This window comes from Acidisarcina polymorpha (assembly GCF_003330725.1).
In the GTDB taxonomy this organism is placed as follows: Bacteria; Acidobacteriota; Terriglobia; order Terriglobales; family Acidobacteriaceae; genus Acidisarcina; species Acidisarcina polymorpha.
On sequence record NZ_CP030840.1, the window covers coordinates 6877017 to 6890552 of the forward strand.

Genomic DNA, 13536 nt, shown 5'->3' on the forward strand with positions numbered 1-13536 from the left:
CGGGGCCCTTACACGGCAGGAGCGTGGCGCCATACAGAATGATTTTGTGTTGATGAGCGCGCGTAACGATCTGCTACTAACTAGCGATTTGCTCCTTAGCTGTGGGAGGATAGGACAACGAATCTGTGGTCCAGTAGCTGCCCCATCGTGGAAGGGAACCCGTCTGTAATGCTATCTCCAAGACAAACGATCGATGCTGCATCGTTCTCCTTCTGACTCCCCACCCTGAGAGACGTGGACAATTTCACGAATGGTTTTGTCGCTTGTAAAGAGTTCACCAGAGTTTTGCAAAAAGGAGGGAGCGGAAGCCCACGTTCCAACCCCCTTGCCCGCATTGTGGGGACACTGAGAAAACACGTTATTTGCGCCGGCAACAGAACGCCTGGTCAGCAGCGGCATAGATGCCATCCGACGGTATGGCGATGGAAACCGTGGGCAAAGACGTTGTACATCACAGGCAACTCCAGTCGTTAGACAACTTCGTCTTAGGCAGAGCGCTTGCGAAAATCCATAGACAACTCCTCCATGATGCTGTCGAACCACAAACCTTCAGGAGCTCTCGTCGTCGGCCTGGCAGGGTGCCCGAAGATCTTGTCGAACACTCCGACGGATTATCTTCGACGTTTCAGCATCGTCCATTTCACAAAGATGGCGGCCGGTCAGCAACATGCATCCTACATGCGCATATCCTTTTGCAATGCCCCTCACCAGCCATTTACAACAGCTCTTTGCGGCTTCAGCAAAGTCTCTTTGATAGTTCACTAAACCACCTCGTGACGGTCTACTGACAGAGCAGTGCGGGCTGATGAATTCTGTACCGGCCTCTTCACCGCGCTTGACATGAATGCAACAGTTCCCGTCGGAGCGTCGAAGACGGGATCGATTTGGAGTCGGACACTTTTGAATGAGAACAATAGGACGGTGAGGTTTACGGTTGGTCGCAGCTATGCAGAAGCGCCTGGGCGTAGTCTCGCCACACCACCTCGACTCGAACGTGATAGCTACCTCTTGTGCCTTCGAGGCTGTGTCCAGGATAGAAACACACAACATCACAGCCGGGATCGCCCATTCAAATTTCATAGCCAGCTCACCGCATCCGCTATGCCAGCGGCTTCTTTCAAACGACCCCATAAAAACTGCCCCGAACGACAGCCCCGCAGCTCCCGGTCTCACGCGCGGGGCAGCCCTGGGTACGAACGTTTATCAGGAATCCCCACTCATGGCGGGACGTTCTTCGCAGGACTGCATACCTTAGAGGTAACGCAGCCACCAGTCCTGACGATTTTGCTTGACGCCCTCGAACCATCGTGAAAGCGGGTAAACGAGGGCCACGACGAGTAACCAGACGATATAGGTTCCCCACAAGGGAAAGCCCCATCCGAGGCGCTCCACTTCAGGAACGGTGCCCGAGAACATCGCCGCGCTTGCGTTCGCAATGTAGCTTTGGAAGATTCGTAGGGGATACCCGAGCGCGAGACCGACCGCGATCTGCAGACAATGCATGACAAAGAAATGAGTGATGTAGGTGAAGAGCGGTGTGCGGCCGAACGTGGTGAGAATCCGGATAAATGGGCCGCGCAGTCGCTCCAGGCCGAGGAAAAGAAGCAATGAAATTCCGAGAGTGGCCAGGACGTAATCAGGAGATGCAGGATATTTAGTCACGTCCATGAACGACTCGGAGTTCAAGAGTGGCGTATGCCCAGCCTTCCACGGTGAGAGATCGCCATAACCGTTGATCCCACGCAGCAGAGCGAAGAGCGCCAATAGACTTGCGGCGGTCCAGGCAAGGATCCGGTCGCGGATTGGCGGCGGTAGCCGAAAGATATGTCCATAGCCGAAGCCAAGACACATAACGCCGAGCCACGGAACAAAGGGGTACAAGACGATGCCACTTCCAGCTGGTAAGGGTCCAGGCAAGACAGTAAAGGTTCGAAAGAGGAGGGGCGCGCCGGTCGCATGCAAGAGGGGACGGATTGCCAAGGGTGCAAGCAGGACGATTGCGCCGCCCAGGACGAGAACGAAACGCGGCCGTAACCACACCAGCGCGGACAGCACAAGCATGCTCATGCCTGTCGCATAGAGAACCTGAATGAAGAAAAACACGCGGCCGAAGCTCAAAAGGGTGCTGATCACAACTAAATCGAGAAAGACCAGCCATAGACCGCGCATGGCCAGAAACCGGGACAGGTTCCAGGTAGGCCCATGCTTTTCATATTGAAGCCGGATACCGACACCGGCTAGAAATAAGAAGGTCGGGGCGCAGAGGTGAGTAACCCAGCGCGTGAGGTACAGCAAGAGAGTGGTGTGGCCGGCCTCGGTGGGTGTAGAGGTGAGCGCCCCGCGATTAAAGAAGTCCCGAACGTGATCGAGAACCATAAGAAAGATGACGAGACCGCGCCAGGTATCTAGAGAGGTCAACCGCATGCGGCGCGGTTCCATCAACACATCATCAGGTGTAGCCATCTGTAGGTGAATCTCACTTTCTTGTTTGCTCCCCTAACGGAGACAGTTCGCAATTGTCATACGCATACATCAGAATCGAACCGTCTCGACCGCAAAGATCTTTCACTCTTCGGAAGCGCTGTTGTCCGACCGCTGCGCCCACCAAGCTTGATACGTCCACTCGATCTCCGCTAAGAGTGCGAACGGCACGTCTCAAGTCGCCGCGCCCATGATTTATTGGCGTTCTACAAGCCATGATCTTTCAATTGTGAAGAACCACGTTTGCGTCGCGATACGTATCAACTACCTGAATGAGAAGGTCACCGACCTTGTGATGTTCCGTGGAGTTATTGAAAAGTATCTGTGTTCCGACAGGGAGATTTACTTGCACGGACTGACCTACATTCAGCGTTATTATCTGCCCCCCCATCTTTAGTTCAAAGAGTTCTCCAGATCGGTTGATCAGGCCGAATTTAACCTTTCGCGGCGTCTTACTAAAGAACGCATGGACCGGAACTACAATGCTTTGGGCCTGGGAGAGTGGAACATATGACAGATCAAGTGAGAATGCGATCAGAGACGCAGCAAAAGCTATCTTTAATTTCATAAAATTTCTTAGTCCTTTGGTTGTTCGCTCCGCCACATAAGCGTTTCATTATGGTCGGTGCTATTTGAATGGTTATCGGAGCCGTCAGTTCATTTGCACCTTGGGTCGACCGAGAGAACCGCTAACTCAACATGTGGGACATAACCCCATCATTTTGGTAATACAGAGTGTCTGAGCGATATTGCAGGTTTCTCCCACGTGGTTACGCGACCTGGCCATGCGGGCGAGCAGAGGCCTGTTTTGCCCCACGATATATTTCAGAAAGACGATCGCTCATACCAGATGATTTGACGCAAAGATTAAGTTGGAGAGAAGGGCGAAACGAGCCAAGAGACAAATACTTTCTGCCAGTGCCTTACTGCACTCACCCGCATGCCGAAAACACTCTTTTGCATCAAGCCAGAAACATCTGCGTTGCTGTGTTTTGGAAGAAGGAGAGTTTGACCGTGAAGTCGCTGGGCAAAGATAGTCCAACGAGAGTCCGATAACCGGCAATTAAAATGAAGGTCTTATTCACATAGCGCAAGCTACTATCCTGCGGTCAACCGCTTGCCTAGTCACGTGACTTATGAAGAGCAAGGTGGTGTGACGGTACTGCGACGAAAGGGCTAGGGGCGAGATTAGGCGGACAGCTGGCGCTGACATTGGGGTGAACCATGAGACGATGATCGGCCGCATGATCGCCTCAACATGCAGCGGACTCGGTCAACGTGAGGAAAGCTGGCCTCTGAGGATTTGAACGCTAAGACAAGATCAGGCCCCGCGTGAACAGATCGCGAACTGGATCAGCGAAGTACCGACAATAAAGCTGTCATGAAATACCTGGCAGAGGAAGCAAGGACATAGAGCGGCTAGCCCATCGCGCAGAGAGGGAGGTCGCGCCCGAAGTGTAATCGTCCAAGACTCAACTAACCTTGTCAAGACGACCAAGCGTAAGAAGCTCACACCCGGAGATCACGATCGGCACTTCGATGTGAAAAAGGGAACTAGTTGCTACGTTGCGCAAAGGAAGAAATACACCTGTCTGCAAATTGCGCTCCCACGCGAGCTTGCGTACAAGCAGCGGCTGGAGCTCACCCGGAACGCCAACAGGAAGCCTCAACCTTGATATGAGACTGTCGATATATATTTCGTGATGATCCCATTCTCAAGAAAAAATTCTTGACTCCATTGGTGTTGATCCGCCTCGCTTATGAATTCGCCACGGCTGGGATCTTGTACTCGTAAAACACTATCCATCCGGATCATCACGTGCTCCGGCGTCTCCTCTACGTAGTTGTAGATGGCTTGCCCTTCGCAGGAGAATTTCCCAGCCCAGGATGCGAGGGCTTCAAAAAAGCCATCGATGCCTACGAAAGTATGAGTTCTCTTGGTATCAGTGACGATCGTGACTACTTCTTTAGAGAGGACCTTACACTGCTCCTCCCGATACTTATCGACATCTGTTTCTGGAATGGTGTAACAGTTATGGAAAAACTGTCGAACTGTCTTGTTCTCCGTCATGGATACCTCTTCTTCATTCATTCCCTATATGACGCGCTAATCAGGGAGTTATAAGGGTGTTCTTATGCCATTTTCACGACTATTTCCGTCAACTTTTATAAGTCTCGGGTGCTTCGCCTCGCGGACAAATTCACTCCAGATGTTGTCATTATCGACATCGGCATTCCAAGACAACGAAGGCAAGCCGGTGAGATTAGCGGGTTTCAGTCGCATCCATGATGTGAGTCGCAGGGCCGCAAAACCCGTTGATCTGATATGTGCCGAGATCAGCCGGAGAGCTTCTCATGGCTGCGCTGAAGCTCGAGACGCGCGTCGTGTTCATGCGGGCGAACGAGACTTCCACTGGCGTTCGGCATTGCGTTCCTGCGGCAGCCAAGCTTCTCAAGGATCAGCATCTCTCGTTGCTGGGATACCGTCTCTTCAGCCACCCGGAAATCTGCTCCGGCGCCCAAACCTTGCAGACTTACATGCTTGCGGAAAAGGTTTGCTCATTTCCAACTTCACCGCATTCCATCTCACCTCTTGTGACTGGTTGTCCAATGGGCGTACTTACGGACGCTTTCCCGAAACCAGCCATGCAATGGTTGCTCGGTGAGTCGTGGGTGTCAGACCATAAGGTAGACACCACGAACCGAGTCGCCTGGGGCATATCTGCCAGCCATGAACTCCACTGCCGACTCCATAAGGTTCGAGATGAAGGCGACGTTGCGGGCGAGGCCGTCTAGCGTGGCGATCACCAGGGTCGCTTTGTGTTTGCGGCAGAGCTTGAGGCGGCGGCGAGGGCAGACCGGTCGATGCGGTTTCACTCTCGACTTCGAGGACCTCTTCCACCAAAGGCCAGATCGCCATCGCTAAGGCATCCGGCGACGGCGGCTCGCTGCGCTTCGAGGCCCAGACCGCTTTCTCCCTGGCGTGCCGTTGAGACCCTCAAGTAGCTCACAAATTTGCGCTTCGCCATAGTTTTAGTCCTTCTGTTTGAGATGCGTCACTTCTAGATTTATATTACGATAAAGGACGTTATTGCAGGCTCATCACCGGTTTCTGGCTGATTACCGTCGCCTGTTACATTCTTTTTCTCCGCTTCACATGGTAGACGTGGAATGGCAGATTGCTTCCGTCATGTCCGATTTTGAGTTACATTCGCTGCACATTACCTTCGTTCGCAGCAGGTGATTCTCAGAAATCGTTTCTAGGAAACATCAAGCGGGGTCCTATCGCGGCGGGACTCCACGCCGCCAAGCTGACCGATGTCCCGCAATTTCCTGCACCAACGTGTTGCCTGCGAGGTAAAGATTCATGACTGCGGGTTCGAAGCCTCCAGCCGATTGGTAATTGAGGAGAGTACTCGCATCACTTCCGCCGGGAGGAGCTCGATCGAAATCTGAACCTGTGCGGAGCACAGCCACACGGTTTGTGTCCACCAAGTGTTCTCCAGCAGCGCGCATCAGAACCGCAAAGGTTGCGTTATCCTCTTGCTGACTGGTGCAGGCGACGGCATGGTGGTCCGTTAACTCCGATGCCCATACATCAGCGCGTTCAGTCAGATGGGTTCCAGAAAACCAGGTATCACTTGAAAGCGTATCGCACTGGACAACGGCAGGTGCCGCATTAGCAGGAGCATAACCGTAAACAGCTCGTGCTTTCTGAGCGCTAGGGCTGTCGGTAAGCTTCACACTTTCAGAGAGGGAAAAAGCGCGATTCACCAGCTCGTCGTTGAGTTTAAAACGTGCCCGGGTCAGGATGCCATTTAGACAGCATCGGGCAGGCCTCTTGGAAAATTATGCGGAAAGGCGTAACGGGCTTATCAATTAAGCTCACTCCTCGGCGTGGAGCGGCTTCTCTATAAGCCGCCTGTCGGCCTGTCATAGCCGGCATTCCAAGAAACGAGACTCTTGCTGGGAACGTTTTGGTCAATGACAATCGAGTAAAGATGTTTGCGCAACACTTTTGGCTGGATTTGCCTCACGTTTGACCGTATAAAGCGCCTCTTCATGGGCAAAAATGAAATCAGACATAACTATAGTGAAAGACACATCGACTTCGCACCAAAGTCTGAGCGTGCTCAGCCAGATGTTTTGACTACAGCTAGATACGGCATCTATCAATTACCTTTCGGGAAAGTCCGGGTAACCAAGGTGCAAGCAAATCAAACACAATTCACTCATCTTTAGGAAATCGTCTAAGACGCAGCCACAAATATGATTTGCAAACGCGTTTTAGCCAACAGTCACAACGGAGAATTGAGTTCATGCTATACCGGCAGACGCCGTTGAAGAAGTTAATTGCTGGACTTAGTCTCTCGTTCGGAGTTCTTTTAACACAATCGGCGTATGCAACATCCCAAGTGCCCTCTCAGAGCGTCGAAGCAGAGGTACAAGAGTTGATGGAACGTGTCGGGCCACCCTCCAAAGTAGCGATCAGAGACGCAAAAAAGGTCGGGATGAAAGATGTCAAACTACACACACTGACGGACTCTGAGAGAGTGAAGGTGGCGGCCGCATTCGCATCTCTGCCCACTCTGAATAGGCACATCCTCGAGAAAAGGCTGCATTACCTCGCGTTTCTCGACGGCATTCCGGGCGAGGGCACCGCTCTTACGTCGCCAGCTACCAGAAAGGGCTTTTACGACATCACGTTTCGTGCCAGTGTTTTAAACGAGTCGCTTTCTACGTTCCTAACCACCAAAGAGCAAAGGGTATTCGCCGCCGACGGCTCCGACATAGCGGTCTCTGTTGAAGGGACAGGAACGGATGCTCTGACGTACTTGCTCTTGCACGAATCTACTCACGTGCTGGATTTCAGCTGCAACACCACAACGGATCCGCATAGCCGATTCACGGAGGGCATCTGGATCGATCCAGACACCATGGTGTCTCACCTCGCTACGTCCGCTGCAGCGAGGACCCACTTCCATCAGGGACACCCGATCGGTTTCGGGGAGGCGGTAGCAGTATACGATTCACTGGCTCAAAGCCCGTTCGTTAGTCTTTATGCGACAGCGTCTCAGCATGAAGACCTCGCGGAACTCGTCGCTTGGCGCGAGCTTATGAGCCAACATGGCGGAAACCTCAGCATCGAAGTCACTGACTCTCAGGGAAAAACTATAAGGCATTGGGAGCCACTAACTTTCCCTGGCGTCGAAAAGCGTTTTGCGGAGGTGGACAAACTTCTTGCGACGAAACAATACTGTGGCACTTCTTCTTGAAACGAGAGCTGCTGCGAACAGACGACATCGTCCAACCGTAAATAAAGCATCGCCAAGTCCGCGCACCTGCTCTCCACGGAGGCCGTGTAAGTACAGCTATTATGGATCCGTCGATTTTGCGATCCCGCAACTCATATAGCTGCAGACCAGACAAGCGCTTGTCGAACAGTTCTACTCCTTGAGAGACGACAGGGTGATGACGGCTGCTTCGTGAACCCCTAAGCATCTTCATCCCTTGGCAATATGAATCTCGTTATCTCGATCCAACCGACGCGCTTCCTTACCTTGGCTCAGCTCCGGCCTCAGCTCTTTTCTGCTGAGCCCTGGCTGCGGTCTCCATACGTACATACAAGGTTTCCAAGCGTTGCAATATGGGAAAATACAGTTCCGATCCGAAGCGAAGGACGGCCAAGAGAAAGGTTTACAGTTGATCAAAACAGATGTGCTTGTGGTTGGGTGCGGGCCTGCTGGACTAACGGCTGCAATTGCATTAGCTAAACAAGGGATTCGGGTTCTTGCAATTACCAAGCATCCACAACTCGCACCGACTCCTCGGGCGCATGTAACGAATCAAAGGACTTTTGAGATTTTTCGTGATCTCGGCATAGAAGATGAGGCGCGAAAATTGCAACCGGATACGACCGTATGCCGCAGGCAATATTTATGCGGACTCTCGTCGGGGTTGAAATAGGACGTATCTGGGGTCTTGGCCAAGAGGCTGCTGCCAAGCCGGGCAGCCCGTGCTCGCTTGCTGACCTACCTCAGAACCTGCTTGAGCCTGTCTTACTTCAAGCAGCATTGCGCTTTGGAGCAAATGTACGTTTCAGCACTGAGCTGACATCCTTTGAACAGGACGATCAGCAGGTTATAGCGAAGATCGTGGACCGGCTTTCCGGAGACACGTACACCATCGCTGCGAGCTACATGGTCGGTGCAGATGGTGGGAATAGCCGAGTGGCTAAGCTGTTGAATCTCCCCCTTGAGGGCGCGGGTGAACTGGCGGGAGTCTCAACATTCTCTTCGATTGCGATCTGACAGAATATGTGGCTGAACGGCCGGGGCCGTTGTTTTACCTTGTGAGAACGGCTGAAGATGATGATGGCATCGGCGTTGGCGTGTTGCGATGCATCAAGCCATGGACGAGATGGTTGCTCATCAAGGGTTTCGCGGCCGGTAAGGAAGTGCCCGACCTGCCTATAGAAAGGGCGATCGCCACGATCCGCGACTATCTCGGTCTTCCAGACCTTCAACCTGAGGTGACGGGGGTCGACCCTTGGACGATGAACTCGCTCTATGCGACAAAGTATCAAAATAGGCGGGTGTTTTGCATCGGAGATGCGGTGCACAGACACGTTCCGCTGAACGGTCTCGGCTCGAACACCGCCGTTCAAGATGCCTACAATCTTTCGTGGAAGTTGGCGTTTGTGCTGAAAGGATTGGCGGAACCTCACCTGCTCGACACCTACACCGAGGAACGGATGCCCGTCGGCAAAGAAGTTGTCGAACACGCAACGGGTGCCTTAGCGCTTTATCCTGCTCTTTTAGAGGCAATCGGCATTCCAGCGGCGTCATCAAGCAATGAATTGGCATCAATGTGGGCGGAGATTAACGCGCCATCGGAAGCCGGGAAAACGCGCCGCGCACAGATTCGTTCAGCAGTTGAAAACATGGTGTACGAATTCCAAACCCGGGGTCTGGAACTGAACCAATTTTACCGGTCGTCCGCGACTATTGCAGATGAAGAGCCGAAGGACAAACCATCACAACTCGACCTGATACCGTTCGTTACAACTCTTCCTGGAGCACACCTTCCTCACGCCTGGGTTCAGCGAAATGGTGTGCAGGTCTCGACCCTAGATTTAGTCGGTTGACGGGTGTGGGAGGGGATGCATGGGTCACGGCAGCGGAAGAAGTCGGTGCAGAATCTGGCGTCGAGATCACGGCGGTTGCGATCGGACCAGGCTGTGTGGTGACCGACCTGCTGTTTGAGTGGCAGTCTCGACGCGAGATTGACGATGATGGATGCTTGCTCGTACGCCCAGACGGCTATATCGCTTGGCGACAGAAAGCGAACAGCTCGTATCACTCGAGCAACCTTGCAGATGCGCTGAGACAGGTTCTAGGAAAGCAACCCGCATTCAACCTGCCGCAGTAATCTCAAGTGTGGAGTCCTACAGCTAAGTCTGGGGTCCCGTCAGGAAACGGACGATCGAGCACGCCAAGGGTGTGAGGAGTCCGTGATCCACCGGTAGAGTGTAGGGACAGAGACGCCGAGTTTGCCGACGCCGTTAGGGTGGTGGATGGCAATACGGATGTGCACGCTCTTGCGAGTGCCGGGACTGCCCCTGCGTGGTCTTAGACCCTAGCATGCAGAGACGCCCCTTGTTCGGGAACCGGGAGATCTCCCACGCATCGTCGGCGCACGCCTCAGTTTGCTACCGGCAAGTCTTAGTGCAAGTCGCATTCTCGGATGTTGGGGCCGAGGGGACCGAAAAGGCAGTCTTTTCGGATTGCGCAAACGGAACGTTTCCGCAACGCGAGAGTTTGCTATGGCGCATGTGGTTTTTGCCCTGTGAGACGAACCAGCCTTTCAGCTTACCCCCTTTTCCTTCGAAACCAGGCCGGACCATGGCAGTCTCAAGCCAGTCAACAGTAAGCGTCCTGTCTTGGCCGGGTGTACATGGTGCTGTTCTGCCGTGATGATTTATGGATGGCTGATGTTGAAGTGAGCGGTGGGTTTTCGGGTGGTCCTCGGCGTCGTCGGAGTGCGGTGGAGCGGCGGCGGATTGTGGAGGAGACGCTGGAGGCTGGAGCTTCCGTTGCTCGGGTGGCGTTGAAGTATGGGGTGAACGCGAACCAGGTGTTTCAGTGGAGGCGTTTGCATCGGGACGGCAAGCTGGGCGCGTTGGCCGAGCAGTCATTGAAGCTGCTTCCGGTGAACATCACGGAGGAGACCGAGGTGCACAAGCCCGCGCTTCGGAAGCCTGAGCCGTCGCAGGTTGAGCCGGCCAGGTGCGGCGCCATTCATATCGAGCTGCCGGGCAAGGTACGGGTCACGCTTGAGGGCAGCGTTGATCCAGGCGTCGTGCGTGCGGTGCTGAAGAGTTTGCGCTCGTGATCGGGCTGCCGGCGGGAACGCGGATCTGGATTGCGGCCGGTGTGACGGACATGCGGCGCGGCTTTCATGGCCTGAGTGCGCAAGTGCAGACGGTGCTTGAACAACAGCCGTTGTCGGGCCACGTGTTCGTGTTTCGCGGGCGGCGGGGCGACATCGTGAAGGTGCTCTGGTTCGATGGCGATGGGCTCTGCCTGCTGGCTAAGCGGCTCGAGCGGGGCCGCTTCGTGTGGCCTCAGGCAAGCAGTGGTACGGTATCTCTAAGCCGTGCGCAGCTGTCGATGCTGCTTGAAGGGATCGACTGGAGAGCACCGCTTCGTACGGCAGAACCGGTGATGAGTGGTTGAGTGTTTCGCCCTGTATTCATGAGGGTTTTATGCTGTAACGCGACCCCGATTCATGGCATACTTCGCACATGCTTGCTGCTGCACTTCCGGACCTTGAGTCGCTTGATGTTGAAGCGTTGAAGGCACTCGTGATTGCTCAGCATGAGCGCTACACGCGCACGCTGAACTCGCGTGCCGGCGAGATCGAACGGCTGATGCTGCTGGTTGCGAAGCTGAACCAGATGCTGTTCGGCCGCAAGAGCGAGAAGGTGCTGCGCCAGATCGAGCAGCTCGAGTTCCAGCTTGAAGACCTGCAGGCTGCAAGCGCTGTCGAAGAGGCCCAGGCGGCAGCTCCCGCAGAGCGGCCCGCAGGGGCGAAGCCGCGTCGCCGTCCCTTGCCCGAGCATCTTCCACGCGAGGTTCACACCCATATGCCGGGCCATGACTCCTGCCCCGACTGCGGCGGCCGTCTCCGGGAGCTGGGCGAAGACGTGGCCGAGATGCTGGAGTATGTCCGGGCCAGCTTCAAGGTGCTTCGCCACGTGCGGCCGAAGTTGAGCTGCGATGCCTGCGACCGGATCGTGCAGGCGCCGGCACCTTCACGGCCGATCGATCGCGGACTTGCCGGGCCGGGGCTGCTGGCGCATGTGCTGGTCTCGAAGTATGCCGATCATCAGCCGCTCTATCGGCAGTCGGACATCTACGCCCGCGAAGGCGTTGACCTGGACCGCTCAACGCTGGCCGGCTGGGTCGGCGCAACCAGCGAACTGCTGAAGCCGCTGGTAGCCGCCGTTTGCGATCACGTTCTGTCGGCCACCAAGCTGCACGCCGACGACACGCCGGTTCCAGTGCTCGCGCCAGGCAACGGCAAGACGAAGACCGGCACGTTCTGTCGGCCACCAAGCTGCACGCCGACGACACGCCGGTTCCAGTGCTCGCGCCAGGCAACGGCAAGACGAAGACCGGAAGGCTCTGGACCTACGTGCGCGACGACCGGCCCTCGGGCGATACCACCGCGCCTGCGGTCTGGTTCGCCTACTCGCCCGACCGTAAGGGCGAGCGGCCACGCGAGCACCTCAAGCTCTACCAGGGTGCGCTCCAGGCCGACGCTTACGCCGGCTTCCATCATCTCTACGAAGCGGGAGCGATCTACGAAGTCGCCTGCTGGGCCCATGCCCGGCGCAAGTTCCACGAGATCCATCTCGCCCACGCTTCGCCAACCACATCACAAGCCATCGAGCGCATCGCCGCGCTCTATGCCATCGAAGCCGAGATCCGAGGCAGCACAGCGGAGATCAGGAAGACCATCCGGCAGGCCAGGGTCCGGCCTCTGCTCGACAGCATGCGTCTCTGGCTCGAAGCCATGCTCGCGAAGCTCTCGGCCAAGTCCGACACCGCGGCTGCGATCCGCTACGCGCTCTCGCGCTGGCGTGCGCTCACCCGCTACGTCGACGACGGACAGCTCGAGATCGACAACAACGCTGCGGAACGCGCGCTGCGCGTCGTCGCGCTCGGCCGCAAGAACTTCCTCTTCGCCGGTTCAGACTCGGGAGGAGAACGCGCCGCAGCCATGTACTCACTGCTCGGCACAGCCCAGCTCAACGGCCTCGACCCCGAGATCTATCTCCACCACGTCCTCGAACGCATCGCCGACCACCCGATCAGCAGGATCAACGACCTGCTGCCTTGGAACCTCGCCCTGTCCACCCAGACCGTACCCTCATAGCGTATGTACCCACACAAAGTTATGTGGATACATAACTCTGACACCCACCCATAACAACGGCCAACACCACACGCTTACAGTCAACAGGTAGGTGCGGTTGGAATTGCATCGTGCACCACGCCCCTCAAGAATCTCCGCGTACAACTCTGCCACGATGCGCTGCATGATTCAGCCGTCCGCGCCCACCGCTTTCGTTCGATAGCGGTCAGCGTCATCCGCGAGATCCCAAACTCTCGCGCAAGCACCGAGGGTTTCTCCCCGGCCTCCAGCCTTTGCACGAGAGAGGCAACAGCATCCGCATTGCGCGTTGCTGGCCTGCCGTTATACACGCCCCGTTTTTCGCTATTGCAATTCCCTCTCGCTGGCGCTCCCGAATCAACCGCCTCTCAAACTCTGCGATGGCACCCATCACGCTCAAAAGCAGATTCGCCATCGTTGGATCCTTGCGGGCGAAGATGAGGTTTTCCTTGCGAAACTCCACGCGCACGACGCGCTCTGTCAGACCAAGTACCAACTTGCGAAGGTCGTCCAGGTTGCGGCCGAGCCGGTCCATCGAGTGACACACCCAGCGTCTCCCTCGCGAACGAACGACAGCAGGGCCGTGAGCTGAAG

The 13536-nt window shown here is 55.5% G+C and carries 16 protein-coding genes and 1 pseudogene; 8 read left to right on the plus strand and 9 right to left on the minus strand.

The features are described from left to right. Window positions 1–1251: 1251 nt before the first annotated feature. The 7 genes from ACPOL_RS29495 to ACPOL_RS36675 all read right to left on the minus strand — a co-directional run bounded on the left by ACPOL_RS29495 (window position 1252) and on the right by ACPOL_RS36675 (window position 6294). On the minus strand, window positions 1252–2463 hold the full coding sequence (locus ACPOL_RS29495) for an acetyltransferase domain-containing protein (protein WP_114210340.1): 1212 nt from the start codon (window positions 2461–2463) through the stop codon (window positions 1252–1254). 241 nt (window positions 2464–2704) lie between these two features. Then, window positions 2705–3049 (minus strand): hypothetical protein, encoded by a 345-nt coding sequence (locus ACPOL_RS29500; protein ID WP_114210341.1) that lies wholly within the window; start codon window positions 3047–3049, stop codon window positions 2705–2707. Window positions 3050–4147: 1098 nt separating this feature from the next. Continuing rightward, window positions 4148–4552: a hypothetical protein gene (locus ACPOL_RS29505; RefSeq protein WP_114210342.1), complete on the minus strand. Its 405-nt coding sequence runs from the start codon at window positions 4550–4552 to the stop codon at window positions 4148–4150. Window positions 4553–4818: 266 nt separating this feature from the next. Next, a complete protein-coding gene (locus ACPOL_RS33800) occupies window positions 4819–4980 on the minus strand; it encodes a hypothetical protein (protein WP_161557643.1) in 162 nt (53 codons plus the stop codon). Window positions 4981–5157: 177 nt separating this feature from the next. Next, complete coding sequence (locus tag ACPOL_RS35165) at window positions 5158–5358, minus strand: hypothetical protein (RefSeq protein WP_236657112.1); 201 nt, start codon at window positions 5356–5358, stop codon at window positions 5158–5160. Then, the gene (locus tag ACPOL_RS35170) at window positions 5355–5510 is read right to left on the minus strand and encodes a hypothetical protein (protein WP_236657113.1); all 156 of its coding nucleotides are present in this window, start codon (window positions 5508–5510) and stop codon (window positions 5355–5357) included. The genes ACPOL_RS35165 and ACPOL_RS35170 overlap by 4 nt, the downstream gene beginning before the upstream one ends. A 253-nt stretch (window positions 5511–5763) precedes the next feature. Then, window positions 5764–6294: a nucleoside phosphorylase-I family protein gene (locus tag ACPOL_RS36675; RefSeq protein ID WP_114210344.1), complete on the minus strand. Its 531-nt coding sequence runs from the start codon at window positions 6292–6294 to the stop codon at window positions 5764–5766. 698 nt (window positions 6295–6992) lie between these two features. On the opposite strand from ACPOL_RS36675, the gene ACPOL_RS29525 reads away from it, so the two are divergent. The 8 genes and pseudogenes from ACPOL_RS29525 (at window position 6993) to tnpC (ending at window position 12924) form a co-directional block, all read left to right on the plus strand. Further along, on the plus strand, window positions 6993–7757 hold the full coding sequence (locus ACPOL_RS29525; protein WP_150133181.1) for a hypothetical protein: 765 nt from the start codon (window positions 6993–6995) through the stop codon (window positions 7755–7757). A 427-nt stretch (window positions 7758–8184) separates the two neighbouring features. Continuing rightward, window positions 8185–8448 (plus strand): FAD-dependent monooxygenase, encoded by a 264-nt coding sequence (locus ACPOL_RS36680; RefSeq protein WP_161557644.1) that lies wholly within the window; start codon window positions 8185–8187, stop codon window positions 8446–8448. Next, window positions 8421–8792 carry an FAD-dependent monooxygenase gene (locus tag ACPOL_RS35600; RefSeq protein ID WP_161557645.1) on the plus strand — a complete coding sequence of 124 codons (372 nt, stop codon included), beginning with the start codon at window positions 8421–8423 and terminating at the stop codon, window positions 8790–8792. The genes ACPOL_RS36680 and ACPOL_RS35600 overlap by 28 nt, the downstream gene beginning before the upstream one ends. Before the next feature lie 8 nt (window positions 8793–8800). Next, entirely contained in the window at window positions 8801–9628 is an 828-nt protein-coding gene (locus tag ACPOL_RS29540; RefSeq protein WP_236657114.1) for an FAD-dependent monooxygenase, read from the plus strand. Window positions 9629–9633: 5 nt separating this feature from the next. After that, the gene (locus ACPOL_RS29545) at window positions 9634–9912 is read left to right on the plus strand and encodes an aromatic-ring hydroxylase C-terminal domain-containing protein (RefSeq protein WP_338026805.1); all 279 of its coding nucleotides are present in this window, start codon (window positions 9634–9636) and stop codon (window positions 9910–9912) included. Between the two features lie 555 nt (window positions 9913–10467). Continuing rightward, window positions 10468–10875: an IS66-like element accessory protein TnpA gene (gene tnpA / locus ACPOL_RS29550; protein WP_161557646.1), complete on the plus strand. Its 408-nt coding sequence runs from the start codon at window positions 10468–10470 to the stop codon at window positions 10873–10875. Beyond that, window positions 10872–11219, plus strand: a complete 348-nt coding sequence (tnpB, locus tag ACPOL_RS29555) for an IS66 family insertion sequence element accessory protein TnpB (protein WP_114210351.1) — start codon at window positions 10872–10874, stop codon at window positions 11217–11219. The genes tnpA and tnpB overlap by 4 nt, the downstream gene beginning before the upstream one ends. Window positions 11220–11287: 68 nt before the next feature. Next, window positions 11288–12924, plus strand: a pseudogene (gene tnpC / locus ACPOL_RS29560) (IS66 family transposase). A gap of 80 nt (window positions 12925–13004) precedes the next feature. Here tnpC and ACPOL_RS36860 read toward each other — a convergent pair. Both ACPOL_RS36860 and ACPOL_RS36865 read right to left on the minus strand, forming a co-directional pair. Beyond that, on the minus strand, window positions 13005–13253 hold the full coding sequence (locus ACPOL_RS36860) for a helix-turn-helix domain-containing protein (protein ID WP_479686123.1): 249 nt from the start codon (window positions 13251–13253) through the stop codon (window positions 13005–13007). Next, window positions 13136–13477, minus strand: a complete 342-nt coding sequence (locus tag ACPOL_RS36865; RefSeq protein WP_236657583.1) for a recombinase family protein — start codon at window positions 13475–13477, stop codon at window positions 13136–13138. Before ACPOL_RS36865 ends, ACPOL_RS36860 begins: the two co-directional genes overlap by 118 nt. Window positions 13478–13536 lie beyond the last annotated feature (59 nt).

Excerpts from the sequence above, each read along its gene's own strand:
- ACPOL_RS35600 (WP_161557645.1), top strand. The coding sequence starts at position 8,421 with ATGCGGACTCTCGTCGGGGTTGAAATAGGACGTATCTGGGGTCTTGGC.
- ACPOL_RS36865 (WP_236657583.1), bottom strand. The coding sequence starts at position 13,477 with ATGGACCGGCTCGGCCGCAACCTGGACGACCTTCGCAAGTTGGTACTT.
- ACPOL_RS29525 (WP_150133181.1), top strand. The coding sequence starts at position 6,993 with ATGAAAGATGTCAAACTACACACACTGACGGACTCTGAGAGAGTGAAG.
- ACPOL_RS29505 (WP_114210342.1), bottom strand. The coding sequence starts at position 4,552 with ATGACGGAGAACAAGACAGTTCGACAGTTTTTCCATAACTGTTACACC.
- ACPOL_RS29500 (WP_114210341.1), bottom strand. The coding sequence starts at position 3,049 with ATGAAATTAAAGATAGCTTTTGCTGCGTCTCTGATCGCATTCTCACTT.
- ACPOL_RS35170 (WP_236657113.1), bottom strand. The coding sequence starts at position 5,510 with ATGGCGAAGCGCAAATTTGTGAGCTACTTGAGGGTCTCAACGGCACGC.
- ACPOL_RS29495 (WP_114210340.1), bottom strand. The coding sequence starts at position 2,463 with ATGGCTACACCTGATGATGTGTTGATGGAACCGCGCCGCATGCGGTTG.
- tnpA (WP_161557646.1), top strand. The coding sequence starts at position 10,468 with ATGGCTGATGTTGAAGTGAGCGGTGGGTTTTCGGGTGGTCCTCGGCGT.